17 protein-coding genes and 2 tRNA genes are annotated in these 14168 nt (G+C 68.3%); 12 read left to right on the top strand and 7 right to left on the bottom strand.

The window, feature by feature from the left end:
• Nucleotides 1-56 precede the first annotated feature (56 nt).
• The 3 genes from dinB to MTS1_RS01880 are packed head-to-tail and all read left to right on the top strand — an operon-like array spanning nucleotide 57 to nucleotide 2230.
• Nucleotides 57-1316, top strand: coding sequence for a DNA polymerase IV (dinB, locus tag MTS1_RS01890; protein ID WP_023950910.1), 1260 nt, complete (start codon nucleotides 57-59; stop codon nucleotides 1314-1316).
• Between the two features lie 40 nt (nucleotides 1317-1356).
• Nucleotides 1357-1677: a hypothetical protein gene (locus tag MTS1_RS01885; RefSeq protein ID WP_023950908.1), complete on the top strand. Its 321-nt coding sequence runs from the start codon at nucleotides 1357-1359 to the stop codon at nucleotides 1675-1677.
• Complete coding sequence (locus MTS1_RS01880) at nucleotides 1652-2230, top strand: AAA family ATPase (protein WP_052007554.1); 579 nt, start codon at nucleotides 1652-1654, stop codon at nucleotides 2228-2230. The genes MTS1_RS01885 and MTS1_RS01880 overlap by 26 nt, the downstream gene beginning before the upstream one ends.
• On the opposite strand, the gene MTS1_RS01875 is transcribed toward MTS1_RS01880, so the two are convergent.
• From MTS1_RS01875 to orn, 5 genes are all read right to left on the bottom strand, one after another.
• Nucleotides 2231-2701: a DUF2017 family protein gene (locus MTS1_RS01875; RefSeq protein ID WP_036304588.1), complete on the bottom strand. Its 471-nt coding sequence runs from the start codon at nucleotides 2699-2701 to the stop codon at nucleotides 2231-2233.
• Nucleotides 2698-2997, bottom strand: coding sequence for an ATP-dependent Clp protease adapter ClpS (gene clpS / locus MTS1_RS01870; RefSeq protein WP_036304587.1), 300 nt, complete (start codon nucleotides 2995-2997; stop codon nucleotides 2698-2700). Before clpS ends, MTS1_RS01875 begins: the two co-directional genes overlap by 4 nt.
• Nucleotides 2988-3338 (bottom strand): metallopeptidase family protein, encoded by a 351-nt coding sequence (locus MTS1_RS01865; protein WP_023950900.1) that lies wholly within the window; start codon nucleotides 3336-3338, stop codon nucleotides 2988-2990. The genes clpS and MTS1_RS01865 overlap by 10 nt, the downstream gene beginning before the upstream one ends.
• A gap of 27 nt (nucleotides 3339-3365) precedes the next feature.
• Nucleotides 3366-3441, bottom strand: a tRNA-His gene (locus MTS1_RS01860).
• 38 nt (nucleotides 3442-3479) lie between these two features.
• On the bottom strand, nucleotides 3480-4103 hold the full coding sequence (gene orn / locus MTS1_RS01855) for an oligoribonuclease (RefSeq protein ID WP_036304586.1): 624 nt from the start codon (nucleotides 4101-4103) through the stop codon (nucleotides 3480-3482).
• A gap of 121 nt (nucleotides 4104-4224) precedes the next feature.
• On the opposite strand from orn, the gene MTS1_RS01850 reads away from it, so the two are divergent.
• The 7 genes from MTS1_RS01850 (at nucleotide 4225) to MTS1_RS16225 (ending at nucleotide 11688) form a co-directional block, all read left to right on the top strand.
• Nucleotides 4225-5355 carry a Gfo/Idh/MocA family protein gene (locus MTS1_RS01850; RefSeq protein ID WP_023950896.1) on the top strand — a complete coding sequence of 377 codons (1131 nt, stop codon included), beginning with the start codon at nucleotides 4225-4227 and terminating at the stop codon, nucleotides 5353-5355.
• Nucleotides 5352-6080 (top strand): cupin domain-containing protein, encoded by a 729-nt coding sequence (locus tag MTS1_RS01845; protein ID WP_023950893.1) that lies wholly within the window; start codon nucleotides 5352-5354, stop codon nucleotides 6078-6080. The genes MTS1_RS01850 and MTS1_RS01845 overlap by 4 nt, the downstream gene beginning before the upstream one ends.
• Nucleotides 6077-7165: a Gfo/Idh/MocA family protein gene (locus tag MTS1_RS01840; protein WP_023950891.1), complete on the top strand. Its 1089-nt coding sequence runs from the start codon at nucleotides 6077-6079 to the stop codon at nucleotides 7163-7165. The genes MTS1_RS01845 and MTS1_RS01840 overlap by 4 nt, the downstream gene beginning before the upstream one ends.
• A gap of 42 nt (nucleotides 7166-7207) precedes the next feature.
• Nucleotides 7208-8236, top strand: a complete 1029-nt coding sequence (locus MTS1_RS01835; RefSeq protein WP_023950889.1) for a sugar ABC transporter permease — start codon at nucleotides 7208-7210, stop codon at nucleotides 8234-8236.
• Nucleotides 8237-8271: 35 nt separating this feature from the next.
• Nucleotides 8272-9159 carry a carbohydrate ABC transporter permease gene (locus tag MTS1_RS01830; protein WP_233494887.1) on the top strand — a complete coding sequence of 296 codons (888 nt, stop codon included), beginning with the start codon at nucleotides 8272-8274 and terminating at the stop codon, nucleotides 9157-9159.
• A gap of 44 nt (nucleotides 9160-9203) precedes the next feature.
• Nucleotides 9204-10871: an extracellular solute-binding protein gene (locus MTS1_RS01825; protein WP_023950885.1), complete on the top strand. Its 1668-nt coding sequence runs from the start codon at nucleotides 9204-9206 to the stop codon at nucleotides 10869-10871.
• A 73-nt stretch (nucleotides 10872-10944) separates the two neighbouring features.
• Nucleotides 10945-11688, top strand: a complete 744-nt coding sequence (locus MTS1_RS16225) for a hypothetical protein (RefSeq protein WP_023950883.1) — start codon at nucleotides 10945-10947, stop codon at nucleotides 11686-11688.
• Here the strand turns inward: MTS1_RS16225 and MTS1_RS01815 are convergent.
• A tRNA-Arg gene (locus MTS1_RS01815) sits at nucleotides 11662-11734 on the bottom strand. The genes MTS1_RS16225 and MTS1_RS01815 overlap by 27 nt on opposite strands.
• A gap of 111 nt (nucleotides 11735-11845) precedes the next feature.
• On the opposite strand from MTS1_RS01815, the gene MTS1_RS01810 reads away from it, so the two are divergent.
• The gene (locus tag MTS1_RS01810) at nucleotides 11846-12058 is read left to right on the top strand and encodes a methyltransferase (protein WP_233494886.1); all 213 of its coding nucleotides are present in this window, start codon (nucleotides 11846-11848) and stop codon (nucleotides 12056-12058) included.
• Here the strand turns inward: MTS1_RS01810 and MTS1_RS01805 are convergent.
• Nucleotides 12039-12692, bottom strand: coding sequence for a YitT family protein (locus MTS1_RS01805; protein ID WP_023950879.1), 654 nt, complete (start codon nucleotides 12690-12692; stop codon nucleotides 12039-12041). The genes MTS1_RS01810 and MTS1_RS01805 overlap by 20 nt on opposite strands.
• Nucleotides 12693-12753: 61 nt before the next feature.
• On the opposite strand from MTS1_RS01805, the gene MTS1_RS01800 reads away from it, so the two are divergent.
• Nucleotides 12754-14163, top strand: a complete 1410-nt coding sequence (locus tag MTS1_RS01800; RefSeq protein WP_036304584.1) for a PLP-dependent aminotransferase family protein — start codon at nucleotides 12754-12756, stop codon at nucleotides 14161-14163.
• Nucleotides 14164-14168 lie beyond the last annotated feature (5 nt).

The following is a 14168-nucleotide window of genomic DNA, read 5'->3' as shown; positions in this document are numbered from 1 at the left end:
CCGCCTCGTCGTCGGACGACCGCTCCGGTGTCCGCGGCAGAGGCGAGAATAGAGGCATGGGACGAGGCGACGGGACAGGACGCATCGTGTCGCCGCCGGATGCGGACGACGCGGGCACGCGAATCCTCCATGTCGATATGGACGCCTTCTACGCGGCCGTTGCGGTGCTGGACGATCCGTCGCTCGCGGGAAAGCCGATCATCGTCGGCGGCGTCGAGCGCCGGGGCGTCGTGTCGAGCGCCTCGTACGAAGCGAGGCGCTTCGGCGTCCGGTCGGCGATGCCGGTTGCACGCGCCCTGCAACTGTGCCCGCAGGCGATCGTGGTCCCGACGACGTTCGAACGCTACGCCGAGCTCTCGCAGCGCGTGATGGAGATCTTCCGATCGATCACGCCGTTGGTCGAGCCGCTGTCGATCGACGAGGCGTTTCTCGACGTGAGCGGTGCTCGTCGGCTCTGGGGGAGTCCACGCGAGATCGCGCAGCTCATCCGCGCCCGCGTGCTGAGCGAGACCGGCCTCACGTGCAGCGTCGGGGTCGCGGCGACCAAGCACGTCGCGAAGATGGCGTCGACGATCTCCAAGCCCGACGGTCTGCTCGTCGTCGCCGAGCACCAGACGCTCCGCTTCCTCGGCGGCCGGCCGGTCGGCGCGTTGTGGGGCGTCGGACCGAAGGCGGCCGAGGCGCTCCTCACCCGCGGCATCCGGACGGTCGCCGACGTCTGGGACACTCCGAGGCCCGTCCTCGATCGAGCGCTCGGGCCGGCCATGGGTGAGCGCGTCTGGCACCTCTCGCGCGGACACGACGCGCGCCAGGTGCAGACCGAGCGCGCGGAGAAGAGCGTCTCGCACGAGGAGACCTTCTCGCGCGACGTCTCCGACCTCACGGTGCTCCGGTCCGAGCTGAGGCGTCTGGCCGACCGCGTCGGCGCGCGACTGCGTGCGGGGGGCTGGGAGGCCGGGACCGTATCGATCAAGGTCCGCCTGAGCGACTTCTCGACGTACTCCCGCTCGCAGACCCTGCCCTTGGCGACCAATGTCGGGCAGCGCATCGGGTCGGCGGCGATCGAGCTGCTCTCGACGGTCGAGCTGTCGCAACCGGTGAGACTCATCGGCGTCCGCGCGGAGAAGCTGCGTCCGGACGGCACCGGCGGCCTGACGCTCTGGGACGACGACGAGGAATGGCGGCGCGTCGACGATGCGCTCGACGGAGCCCGGGCCCGTTTCGGCCGGGGCGCGGTGACGCGAGCGAGCGTGCTCGGACCCCGCCGAGACGTCGGCGCCATGCCGACCAATCCACGCCCCGGCCACGAACACTGACACCTGTACCGCGGCGCCCGGAGAAGGGTACGGTGGGTCCATGCCCAACCTCGCACTCGAACTCGGCAAGCAGACCGCGAACCTCGGCGTCACCAGCGTCTACGGCGAACAGCAGGATGTCGACGGCATCAGGCTCATCCCCGTCGCGCTGACGTGGAGCGGCTTCGGGGCCGGCGAGGACGACGAGGGGAACAGCGGTGGCGGTGGCGGCGGTTACGCCATCCCCGTCGGGGCGTACGTGCGCAAGGGCGACGATCTGCGATTCGAGCCGAACCTCGTCTCTCTCGTCGCCGTCGGCATCCCGTTCGTCTGGGTCGTGGGACGCGCTCTCAGCCGTGTCATCCGCGCCCTCAAGAAGTAGGGTCGCCGCGCGTCTGACCACTGCGGCGCTCATCCGTACCGTGCTCGGCGAAACCTCGCCGGGCGATGTCGTGATCATCGACGGGCGCAGCGGCGCGGGAAAGTCCACGCTCGCGCGCGAGCTGCAGCGGCAGTGGAGCGGCCCGCGAACGCCGCAGCTGGTGGCACTCGACGAGCTGTATCCCGGCTGGGACGGCCTCGCGGCGGGCGCCGAGTACGCCGTCGCGCGTGTGCTCGCCCCTCGTCGCACGGGCGCTACGGCGCGCTGGCAGCAGTGGGATTGGACGGCGGACCGCTACGGACCCGAACGGGCCGTCGGCGCTGACGAGACGATCCTCCTCGAAGGCAGCGGAGCGCTGACCGCCACGGCCGCAGCCTTCGCGACGGTCAGAATCTGGTTGGACGCCCCGAGCGAGCTGCGTAAGCGGCGTGCCCTGGACCGCGACGGTGAGGCGTACCGTCCGCATTGGGATCGCTGGGCCGCGCAGGAGGAGGACCATATCGCTCGAAACGATCCTCGAGGTCTCGCGACGCACGTCGTCGAACTCGTCTGATCAGCCGTCGAGTGCCTGCAGCAGCATCTCCTGACGGTATCCCAGCCACTCGTAGACGTCGAAGCGCGGGTCACCCACCGGCATGATGCTCTCGTCGCTGATGCCGATGCGTTCCGCCAGCACGAGCCGGAGGCCGGCGAGCGTCCGAAGCCACGCGGTCTGCTCCTGCGGTCCGAGTGTGAGCCCATCGCCGGATGCCGGATCGACCGAGCGGCCCTGTGCAGCTCTCGTGAGCGTGGCGAGCACGAGACGCGCGTCGGAGGCGCGCGTCGCCGCGACATCGTCTCGAGTGAGCGCGCGGAACTCCGCCGCGGCATCCGCATCGTCGGGGTACGCGTCGGGGGAGAGGCGCTTGGCGGCAGGGTCGCGGGGATCGTCGGGCGCGGCGACCAGCTCGAGGTACTGGTCGACCAGCTCCTGGAGATAATCCGCCTCGACTGGGGGCAGCGCGAACGCGACGGAGGCGGTCATGCGCCGGATCGCCGCACGGTCGCCCAGAGGCCGAACTCGTGCATCGCGCGGGTGTGGGCCTCCATCGCCTCGCGCGGCCCCTCGGCGACGATCGCGTGCCCGTCGTGATGGACGGCGAGCATGAGCTGCGTCGCGCGATCGCGCGAGTATCCGAAGTAGGTCCGGAAGACATGGACGACGTACGACATGAGGTTCACGGGATCGTTCCACACGACGGTCTGCCACGGTTCGTCGGGGGCGGCGCGGAGATCGGGCTCGCGGTCGAGGTCGGGAAGGGCGGTGCTCATCACGCCCATCCGAGCTCGTGCAGGCGGTCATCGTCGATGCCGTAGAAGTGGGCGATCTCATGGACGAGGGTGGTGTGGATCTCGTCGCTCAGGCTCGCGACATCATCGCAGGCGTGCAGGTGCGGCTCGCGGTACACGATGATCCGGTCCGGCAGCTCGCCCTGCCCGTAGCGGTCGCGCTCGGTGAGGGCGTAACCGTCGTAGAGGCCGAGCAGGTCGAGACTGCCGTCTTCCGGGCGGTCTTCCACGACGAAGATGACGTTGTGGAGTCCGTCGACCATGTCGTCGGGGAGGCGATCGAGTTCGGCGGTCACGAGGAGCTCGAACTCCTCGACATCCATCTCGATCATCTGCACTCCCGGACCGGGGTGTTTACGTGGGGTGGCTAACGGGACTTGAACCCGCGACCCCCGCGACCACAACGCGGTGCTCTACCAACTGAGCTATAGCCACCATGTCTCCCGGTGAAACCGGGCAACCAGACGATTGTATTACACGGATGGGGCATACGACGACACGGCGGCCTCGGCGGCTGCTCGGGCCTCGTCGCTGGTGGGGCCGGGCGCGGGCACGAACACCGCGGAGCGGTAGTAGGCGAGCTCGCGAATCGACTCCCGGATGTCGGCCAGCGCACGGTGCCCGCCGTCCTTGGCCGGCGCCTGGAAGTACGCGCGGGGGAACCACCGTCGCGACAGCTCCTTGATGCTGGAGACGTCGACGTTCCGGTAGTGCAGCCAGGAGTCCACCCGGGGCATGTACTTCGCGAGGAACATCCGGTCGGTGCCGATCGTGTTGCCCGCGAGGGCGGCCTTGCCTTCCGGCACGAAGCGCTGGATGTACTCGAGCACCGCCGCTTCGGCGTCGGCGAGGGGCGCGCCCGAGTCGAGCTCGGACATCAGGCCCGAGGTCTCGTGCATCGCGGTGACGAAGTCGCCCATGTTCGCGCGGGCGGCCTCGCTGGGCCGGATGACGAGCTGGAAGCCCGGGTCGAGCGGCACGAGTTCGTAGTCGGTGACGATGACCGCCACCTCGACGAGCTCGTCGACGCTGAGATCCAGCCCCGTCATCTCGCAATCGATCCATACGAGACGGTCGTTCTCGGCTGTTCCCACCATGTCGTCCATCCTAGTGAGCGGCCGCGACACGGTCGTTTTAGAAAATCGTTGACCGCGCGCGGCACATGCGACCATCATGACTACTACGTCGTAGTAATACGTAGTAGAAGTGCGAGGAAGCATGTTCAGAATCGGCATCATCGGCACGGGCGGCATCGCCAGTGCCCACATCGGCGGGTATCTCGCGTTCCCCGAGGACTGCGAGATCGTCGCCCTCGCCGACGTCTCGCCGGGGAAGGCTGCGCAGAAGGCCGAGGAGTTCGGCATCGCCGGCGCGGTCGGGTACGACGACCCCCTCAGGATGATCGCGGAGGCCGAGCTGGACCTCGTCAGCATCGCGACTCCTCCGTCTACCCACGCCGCCCTCTCGATCGCGGCTCTGGATGCGGGCGTGAACGTTCTCGTCGAGAAGCCGATGGCGCCCTCGCTCGAGGAATGCGACGCGATGCTCGCGGCTCAGGAGCGTTCGGGCAAGGTGCTCTCGGTGGTCGCGCAGAACCGGTTCCGCGACGATCTCGCGACGCTCAAAGCCGTCGTCGACTCGGGGCTGCTGGGGTCGATCTCGTCCGTGCGCGTGGACTCGGCGTGGTGGCGGGGGCTGCCGTACTACGACCTCTGGTGGCGTGGCACGTGGGAGAAGGAAGGGGGCGGCTGCACCCTCAACCATGCGATCCACCACATCGACCTGCTCCTGTGGCTCCTGGGTCGGCCGACGGAGATCACGGCGATGCTCGCGAACGCGCAGCACGACAACAGCGAGGTCGAAGACCTTTCTGTCGCGGTGTTGCGCTACGAACGCGGTCTTGCGCAGCTCACGAGCTCCGTCGTCCATCACGGCGAGGAGCAGCAGATCGTCATCCAGGGCGCGAAGGCGCGGGTGTCGCAGCCGTGGCGGGTGATCGCCGAGCGCGCCGACGGCGGCGGATTCCCTGCGAAGGGCGGCGATGCCGATCTGGTGGCGGCCATCGAAGGCGTCGTCGCCGCGCGAGAGCCTCTCGCGCACGCCGGGCACACAGGGCAGATCGCCGATGTACTGAGCGCGATCCGGGACGGCCGTGAGCCCATCGCAGGAGGGCGGGACGGCCGAAACGCGATCGAGGTCGTCGCGGCCATCTACAAGGCGGGCATCGAGCGCACCTTCGTGGACCTTCCGCTCGCGGCCGACGACCCCTACTACCGTTCCGGCCACCTCGTGGAGCGCGCGCCGCACTTCTACGAGAAGCAGACCTCCCTCGTGGAGGCGGCGTCGTGACCGCGTCATCGTTCCCCGGCGGCACCTCGTTGTCGCACCTCGACATCTACCCCGATGCCGCTCCCGACGGCGTCTGCGGCGGAAGTCCCCACATCCACCTCGTCTCGACCGAGGCGTATCTCGTCGTCGAGGGGCACGGAGCTCTTCAGACGATCGACCGTGACGGATACCGGGAGACGAGCCTGTCGGCCGGCTCGGTGGTCTGGTTCACCCCGGGCACGATCCACCGGGCGGTGAACCGAGGCGGGCTGAAGGTCCTCGTGCTCATGAGCAACGCGGGCCTGCCGGAGGCGGGCGACGCGGTGATGACCTTCCCCCCGTCCGTCGTCGGCGACCCGGACGCGTATGCGGACGCGGTGGCCCTCGGCGAGGGGGAGGGCCGGGCGGTCCGCGCCGCCCGGCGTCGCGACCTCGCCGTCACGGGATTCGAGGCGCTCCGTGCTGCGGTCGTCGCGGGCGATCGCACCCCCCTCAACGACTTCTACGAGAGCGCGGGCGCACTCGTCCGGCACCGCGCCGCCGCTTGGGGACGGATCGTGCGCGAGCGAGCCCTCGCCCAAGCCGAGGACTCGCTGAGGCTCGCCGAAGCGATCGCCCGCGGCGATGTCGGCCACCTCCGCGGTGCGCGGGCCCACGAGGCCCCGGAAGCCGCCAGCGATCGCGCGTTCGGCATGTGCGGACGCATCCGCGCCTACGACCTGACAGACCAGGAGATCCCCCGATGAGCCATTCCTACACGTTCGACCCCCTCCCGCGTCCGGTCGTCGAGCCCGGCGAGTTCGCCTTCGCCGCCGTCGGTCTCGATCACGGCCACATCTTCGGAATGACCGACGGCCTGATCGGCGCCGGCGCGACCGTGACCTGGGTCTTCGACGAGGACCCCGCACGCGCGGCGGCCTTCGCGAAGCAGTATCCGACGGCGCGAATCGCCGCGAGCGAGCAGGAGGTGCTGGACGACCCCGCGGTTCGGCTCGTCGCAACGGCCGCGATTCCGTCGCAGCGCGCTCCGATCGGTCTCCGGGCCATGGAGGCGGGCAAGCACGCCTTCGTCGACAAAGCCCCGCTCACGACCTTCGCCCAGCTGGATGCCGTTCGGGAAGCGACCGCGCGGACCGGCCTGCGATATGCCGTGTACTACGGCGAGCGCGTGCATTCCGAGGCGGCGATCCTCGCCGACCAGCTCGTCGAGCGTGGTGCGATCGGCCGGGTCATCCAGGTGGTGTGCTTCGGCCCGCATCGTATCGGCGGCGGCCGGCCCGACTGGTTCTACGACCCGGCGCAGTACGGCGGCATCCTGTGCGATATCGGAAGCCACAACTTCGATCAGATCCTCCACTACACGCGTGCGACGAATGGTCGCGTCTCGACCTCGACGATCGCGAACTACGCGCATCCCGACACCCCTGGCCTGCAGGACTTCGGCGACGCGCACGTCGTGCTGGACAACGGTGCGACAGGCTACGTCCGGGTCGACTGGTTCACGCCCGACGGCTTGGGCGTCTTCGGCGACGGGCGCACACTGCTGCTCGGTACCGACGGGTACATCGAGCTGCGGAAGTACATCGACATCACCACCGACAACGGGGGCGGTCAGGTGCTCCTGGTCAATCAGGAGACACAGCGCCGCTTCAACGCCAACGGCATGACCGGCTTCCCGTACTTCGGGCAGCTGATCCGCGACTGCCTCGACGGCACCGAGACCGCGATGAGCCAGGACCACGCACTGATGGCGGCGGAGCTCAGCCTGCACGCACAGGCGGGGGCGACGGTGATCGGTTCGGACGCCCGCGTGCCCCTCCTGACCCCCTAGCGGCGACCCGCTCACGAGAACCACGAGGATGTGGAGTTCCGAATGACGCAATCCGTTCACACGCCGGTGCGGCTGGGGCATGCCCCACCCGCCGGCACCGCGACGCGAGCGATCACCACAGCGCGGCCCAAGCGCCGCCCGTTCCGGCGCGATCGCACGCCCCGCGCGAAGCAGACCTGGCGCCGGGCGCTCGCCCGCGACTGGCGCCTGTACACCTTCCTGCTCGCGCCGGTCGTCTTCCTGCTCGTCTTCCGCTACATCCCGATGCTCGGGAACGTGATCGCCTTCCGGCGGTTCCGTCCCGGCGGCTCGATCTTCGGCGACGAGTGGGTGGGCTTCTACTACTTCGAGGCGTTCATCTCCAACCAGCAGTTCTGGACGGTGTTCTGGAACACGGTGGTCCTGGGCGGGCTCACCCTGCTGATCACGTTCCCCCTTCCGATCGTGCTCGCGCTCATGCTCAACGAACTGCGCTCGCGTCGGTTCAAGCGCATCGTCCAGACGATCTCGTACCTTCCGCACTTCATGTCGGTGGTCATCGTCGCCGGTCTCGTGCTGCAGCTCACGGCACTCAACGGGACGGTCAATCAGGTCGTCGAGGCGATGGGCGGCGACCCCGTCCCGTTCATGCAACGGCCCGAGTGGTTCCGCTCGATCTACGTCTCCTCGGAGGTGTGGCAGACCGTCGGGTGGGGAACGATCCTCTACCTCGCCGCGCTGACCACGATCGACGATCAGCTCTACGAGGCCGCTCGGATCGACGGTGCGAATCGTTGGCAGCAGACCTGGCACATCACGCTGCCGGGGATCCGCCCGACCATGATGGTGCTCCTCATCCTCAACATCGGCTCGTTCATGGCTGTCGGATTCGAGAAGGTGCTGCTCCTGCAGAATCCGCTCATCTACTCGACGGCCGACGTCATCTCGACCTATCTCTATCGCGTCGGCATCCAGTCGGCCCAGTTCTCGTACGGAACGGCCATCGGCCTGTTCGAGGCGGTCATCGGCCTCGTGCTCGTCCTCGGCGCGAACGCCCTCTCTCGTCGATTGGTTGGTACCTCGCTGTGGTGACCGAAGCCCTGCCCCCGAAACCCGACAGCGCACGCGTGCGCCGGGAGACCGGCATCATCCGGGAGTCGCCGGGATACCGGGCCTTCCGGGTGGTCAACGCCGTCGCCCTCGTACTCGTGTGCGTCGTGACGTTGTACCCGTTCATCAACCTCGTCGCGAAGGCGTTCTCGTCCGAGGGATACATCGCCGCCGGCGAGGTGAATCTGATCCCGCGAGGCTTCAACATCGACACCTTCCGCGTGGTCATGAACGACGGAACGTTCTGGACGAACTACGGGAACACGTTCCTCTACACGATCGTCGGAACCGTCATAGCGATGGCGATCACCACGACGTATGCCTACGCGCTGAGCAAGCCGTATCTCAAGGGACGAACCTTCTTCGTCGGCATCGCGGTGTTCACGATGTTCTTCGGCGGCGGCCTCATCCCCAACTACATCCTCATCGCGAACTACCTGGGTTGGCGCAACAGCATCTGGGCCGTCGTGGTGCCGGGAGCGCTGAGCGTGTTCAACCTGCTCGTCATGAAGTCGTTCTTCGAGAACTTCCCCGAGGAACTCGAAGAGGCCGCGGCGATCGACGGCCTCACGACCTACGGCATCTTCTTCCGGATCGTGCTGCCGCTGTCCAAGGCCGTGCTCGCGACGATGACGCTGTTCTACGCCGTCGGCATCTGGAACTCGTGGTTCAACGCGTTCCTCTTCCTGGACGACAAGACGCTGTTCCCCGTGACGGTCTATCTGCGGAATCTCATCGCAGCCGCGACGGGCGTGCAGGAGGCGATCGGCGGCGAGTCCGCGCAGGTCGCCTCGAACATCCAGGCCGTCACGATGCTGCTCACGGTGCTCCCCATCATCTGCCTGTATCCCTTCATCCAGCGCTACTTCGTCTCGGGCGTGATGCTCGGGTCGGTCAAGGGCTGAATCCCCTACGTCGAACGACGACGTTCACACAGAGGAGAAACACAATGAAAATCACTCGCCAGACCCTCACCGGTGCCGCGGGACTGGCAGCCGTTGCCGTCGTGCTGTCCGCCTGCTCCGGCCCCGCCACCGACGATCCCGCCGGCGACGGCGCCGCCACGATCGGAGAAGCGCAGTCCGTCGGCGCGATGGAGGACTTCGAGGCCGGCGTGACCTTCGCCGCGACCGAGCCGGTGCAGTTCTCGCTCATGTACCGGGACCACCCGAACTATCCGGTGAAGGACGACTGGTCGTTCTTCCAGCATCTCGAGAACGACCACAACGTCACGTTCTCCCGCACGGACATCCCGATGGCCGATTTCGATCAGAAGAAGTCGCTCCTCATCGGCAGCGGCGAGGCGACCGACATCATCTCCTCGACGTACGCAGGTTCCGAGACGCAGTTCGTCTCGGGCGGCGCGATCCTTCCGGTCTCGGACTACTTCGACTACATGCCGAACTTCCAGCAGAAGATCGCCGACTGGGACCTCGAGGAAGACCTGCAGAACCGCCGGCAGCAGGATGGGAAGATCTACCACCTGCCGGGCCTGCGCGAAGTGCCCGACGTCCAGTACTCGGTAGCCATCCGCGAGGACCTGTGGCAGAAAGCGGGTATTGCCGAGGACCCCGCGACCTGGGACGAGTACCTCGAGCAGCTCCAGAAGGTCAAGCAGGCGAATCCGGAGCTCGACTACGCGATGTCGGATCGCTGGACGGACGCGACGCCGCTCGGCTCGCTGCTGAGCATCATGGCGCCGAACTATCCGACGGCAGCGGGCTGGGGCTACGCGAACACGTGGTACGACCAGGACGCCGGCGCGTACGTGTTCACAGGTGCCTCGGACGGATACAAGCAGGTCGTGTCGGATGCCGCCGCCCTCGTCGAGGCCGGCGTGCTCGACCCCGAGATCACCCAGAGCGATGACCAGGCGGTACAGAAGTTCATCTCGGGCAAGTCGGCCGCCATCTCTGGGAACACCCAGACGATCGCGGAATACCGGCAGAAGTTCGCCGACTCGGGCCAGGGCGATGTCCCGATCCGCCTGCTCTCGCTCCCCGGCGGGCCGGCAGGCGACAAGCTGCCAAGCGGTCGCTTCACCTCCGGCATCCTGATCTCGAGCGGCGCGGCCGAGAAGCCGTACTTCAAGGCGCTGCTGCAGTTCGTCGACTGGCTCTACTACTCCGACGAGGGCCTCGAGTTCGCTCAGTGGGGCGTGGAGGGCGAGACGTTCACGCGTGAAGCCGACGGCACGCGCAAGCTCATGGACGACATCGCATGGAGTTCGATCAACGCCGGCGCGCCCCAGCTCCTCAACGCCGACTACGGCTACAGCAACGGGGTCTTCCTGCTCGCGAACGGCTCGTCGCAAGAGCTGGTGCTCTCGATGATGACCGACGAGATCGCCGAATGGACCGCCGAGCAACTCGAGAAGAAGGAGCAGCTGCCGACCGCACCGGCCCCGCTGCTCAACGAGATCGAGCTCGAGCAGACGTCTTTGCTGCAGACGCAGCTGACGGATGCCGTCCACGCGGCGACCGCGTCGTTCATCACGGGCCAGCGCTCCATCGAGGACGACTGGGACGCGTACGTCGCCGAGCTCGAGGGCCTGGGATCCGGCCAGCTCATCGAGACGTTCAACACCGCGCTCGAGCGCACGCAGAATCAGGGATGAGCAGAGGCGGCCGGTCACGTCACCGCGGCCGGCCGCCCCGTCCCCCACCCTCCGAGCGAAGGAGCCGAGGAAGATGGATGTCGACACCACCACGATTCGTCGAAGCGATCCCGCCGACGAGGTCGGACGCGGTCCGCTGTCCCGAGGCGCCGCGTTCGTCTACCGGCAGATGGTTCTGGAGGCGCAACTGCTGATCGCTTCACTGCCCTCCGTCGTCGCGGTGATGCTGCTCGACCGGGATCCGTCGAACGTCCCCCTCTTCGTGCTCGCCCTCCTGCCGCTGGCTCCCGCCTTCGTGGCGGGCGTGGCGGCGGCGATGGCGCCGCACACCGACCTGTCGCCCGGTCGGCACTTCCTCCGCGCCTACCGACGTGACCTCGTACCGACCCTCCGGTGGGCGGTGCCGGCGACCGCAGCCCTCGCTGTGCTCGCCTTCAACCTCATCCATCTCGACGGGGTCGACGGCGGTGCGGCGCTTCGCCCGCTGTACAGCGTTCTCGGACTGCTCGTCCTCGTCTGGGGTGGGCACATGGTCGTCCTGACGGCGGGATTCGATTTCCGCGCGCGCGATGCGATCCGCGTCGCCGTGGCGCAGCTCGCTTCCCAGTGGCGTTTCACGCTGGGTGTCCTGTCGCTGCTCATCGTGGCGGTGTTCCTCGCGATCGTGGTGAGCGAGGCCGCCGTGCTGCTCTTGCTGTGGGCGTTCGCCGGCCTGCTCGCGCTCATGGCGCGACCCGTGGTGGCCGACACCGAGCGCAGGTTCACACGCCGGTCCGCAACAGCATTCGAGCGCCCCCGACAGGATTCGAACCTGTGACCAACGGATTAGAAGGCCGCTGCTCTATCCACTGAGCTACGGAGGCAGATGCTTCTACGCTATCGCGCGCCGAGGTCCGTGTCGGTCCGGCTGCCGCACACCCCTGGCTCCGCGGCGCTCGGAAGCGTAGCCTGCGGGTGTCGGAAGGGGTTCGATGATGAACGCGCAGACACGATCGACAGCACTGTGGGTGGCGTACGGCGCCGGCGGAGTGGCGGGGATGATCCGCCACCGCGGCGATGAGTACATCGTGACGATGGCGGGTGCGGATGCCGAGCTCGGCACCTACCCCACGATGGAGATCGCCAAGAACGCATTGCACGCCCACATGCCGCCGGGGGCGGACTGGCCTACGTTCCGGGAGCACTGAGCCGGGCCGCCGCCGTCGAGTCGCTGGCACGCGGGTCGGGTGCCCGACGCATCCGGGCACGTGCGCCTCGGTCGAACAGCGGCAGGCTCACATGCACGATCGGCCCGATGAGCACGGCGAACAGCACCGTGCCGAGACCGATCGTTCCTCCGAGCAGCCAGCCGGTCACGAGCACGGTCGCCTCGACAATCAGCCGGCCGGCCCAGATCGGCCAGCCCCAGCGTCGGTGGATGCCGGTCATGAGTCCGTCGCGGGGGCCCGGACCCAGGCGAGCCCCGATGTAGATCCCCGATGCGACGCCGACCAGGATGGTGCCGGCGATGAACATGACCAGCTGTGCCGGCCACGCATCGGGTGTGCTGATGAGCGGGAGGGCGAACTGCATGGCGGCGCCCACGACGAGGATGTTCGCGACGGTGCCGACACCCGGCTTCTGACGCAGCGGGATCCACAGGAGCAGCACCAGGAAACCGGTGATGCTGACGACCCAGCCGATCCCGATGCCGGTGTTCTTGCTCACTCCCTCGGCGAAGACCGTCCACGGGTCCAGGCCGATGCCGGCATCCACCATGACGGCGCACCCGATGCCGAACAGGATGAGGCCGACGACGAGTTGCGAGAAGCGGAGGGTCACTCGTCCATTGCATCCTGAGATTGGCCATAGCGAAAGAGGCCAATTCCCGTACTGTGGCCATATGCACTCGCGAATCTCCGCCAGGTCATTGGAAGCGGCGCTCGGAGGATGGCGCACTCGCGAACCGGCCTACGAAGCGCTCGCGGACGGCATCCGACTGCTGTGCCTCGACAACCGCATCGCTGCGCGCACGCTGCTGCCCGCCGAGCGCGCCCTGGCCCAGACGCTCGGGCTGAGTCGCACGACGGTGGCGAGCGCTTACGCGAGCCTGCGCGCGAGCGGTCACATCGAGAGCCTGCGGGGGTCGGGCAGCGTGACCACAGCCCAGCCGTCGCGCGGTGGCGGGACGGTGTTCGCCGAACCCGGGTCGATCGACCTGCAGCAGGCGAGCCCGAGTGCCTGGCCCGGCCTGGCCGGTGTCATGGCGGAGACGGCGTCGGATGCCGCGCGGCTCGTGTCGCGGACCGGATACGACACGCTGGGGTCGGGTCGCCTGCGCGACACGATCGCCGAGCGCTACACCGTGCGCGGCATCCCGACGTCGCGCGAGGAGATCCTCGTCACAGCGGGCGCGCAGAGCGCCATCCACCTCATCGCGGAGGTGCTCGTGGCTCGTGGGGATCGGGTGCTGGTCGAAACTCCGACCTACCCGCATGCGGCCGAGGCCCTGCGGGCAGCGGGAGCGCGATTGGTGGCCGTGCCCGTCACGACGGAGCGCGGCTGGGACCTCGATCGTCTGGACGAAGCTGCGCGACGGACGCGACCGGCGCTGGCATACCTGATGCCGACCCTGCAGAACCCGACGGGTCGCTCCATGACGACCGCGGAGCAGGATGCGCTGCGGGACGTGGCTCAGCGGGGCTGCACGCTCGTCGTCGACGAGACGACCGCCGAGCTGTCGTTCGGCGCGCAGGCGCCCGTGGCGCTGCGCGGTGACGATGTCGTTCGGATCGGTTCGCTGGGCAAGACCGTCTGGGGTGGCCTGCGCGTCGGGTGGGTCCGCGCTCGGCCCGAGGTGATCCGACGGCTGCACGCGGCGCGGCCGGCCCGTGACCTCGGAACGCCGGAGTTCGAGCAGGAAGTCGCGGCGCGATTGATCCCACGGATGACGGAGATCCTGCCCCAGCGCGCCGAACTGCTGTCGCAGGGTTACCGTGCAGCACGAGCTGCCCTGCGTGACCGGCTGCCTGACTGGGACGTCCCCGAGGTGTCCGGCGGCGTCGCCCTGTGGGTGGGTCTACCGGCGCCGCTCAGCGGGCCGTTGGTTCTGGGAGCCCGCGCGGCGGGGGTCTATCTCAGCGCCGGCCAGCGTTTCGCCGTCGACGGCGGACACGAGAACCGCTTGCGCGTACCGTTCACCGCGTCGCCCGCCGATCTCGAGCGTGCCGTCGAGGTCCTGGCCTCGGTCTGGGACCACGTGGCGAGCGGAGCTCGCACGGCGGGCCCGGAGCCGGTGGATGCCCTGGTGTGAGCCCC

Origin of the sequence: Microbacterium sp. TS-1, from assembly GCF_000509385.1 — a bacterium.
GTDB classification, from domain to species: domain Bacteria; phylum Actinomycetota; class Actinomycetes; order Actinomycetales; family Microbacteriaceae; genus Microbacterium; species Microbacterium arborescens.
This window is presented reverse-complemented; position numbering and strand designations above follow the sequence as displayed.

Bases quoted from the DNA above. Each gene is read 5' to 3' on its own strand.
- dinB (WP_023950910.1), top strand. From the start codon at position 57: ATGGGACGAGGCGACGGGACAGGACGCATCGTGTCGCCGCCGGATGCG.
- MTS1_RS01885 (WP_023950908.1), top strand. From the start codon at position 1,357: ATGCCCAACCTCGCACTCGAACTCGGCAAGCAGACCGCGAACCTCGGC.
- MTS1_RS01875 (WP_036304588.1), bottom strand. From the start codon at position 2,701: ATGACCGCCTCCGTCGCGTTCGCGCTGCCCCCAGTCGAGGCGGATTAT.
- clpS (WP_036304587.1), bottom strand. From the start codon at position 2,997: ATGGGCGTGATGAGCACCGCCCTTCCCGACCTCGACCGCGAGCCCGAT.
- MTS1_RS01865 (WP_023950900.1), bottom strand. From the start codon at position 3,338: ATGATCGAGATGGATGTCGAGGAGTTCGAGCTCCTCGTGACCGCCGAA.
- orn (WP_036304586.1), bottom strand. From the start codon at position 4,103: ATGGTGGGAACAGCCGAGAACGACCGTCTCGTATGGATCGATTGCGAG.
- MTS1_RS01850 (WP_023950896.1), top strand. From the start codon at position 4,225: ATGTTCAGAATCGGCATCATCGGCACGGGCGGCATCGCCAGTGCCCAC.
- MTS1_RS01840 (WP_023950891.1), top strand. From the start codon at position 6,077: ATGAGCCATTCCTACACGTTCGACCCCCTCCCGCGTCCGGTCGTCGAG.
- MTS1_RS01835 (WP_023950889.1), top strand. From the start codon at position 7,208: ATGACGCAATCCGTTCACACGCCGGTGCGGCTGGGGCATGCCCCACCC.
- MTS1_RS01825 (WP_023950885.1), top strand. From the start codon at position 9,204: ATGAAAATCACTCGCCAGACCCTCACCGGTGCCGCGGGACTGGCAGCC.
- MTS1_RS16225 (WP_023950883.1), top strand. From the start codon at position 10,945: ATGGATGTCGACACCACCACGATTCGTCGAAGCGATCCCGCCGACGAG.
- MTS1_RS01810 (WP_233494886.1), top strand. From the start codon at position 11,846: ATGAACGCGCAGACACGATCGACAGCACTGTGGGTGGCGTACGGCGCC.
- MTS1_RS01800 (WP_036304584.1), top strand. From the start codon at position 12,754: ATGCACTCGCGAATCTCCGCCAGGTCATTGGAAGCGGCGCTCGGAGGA.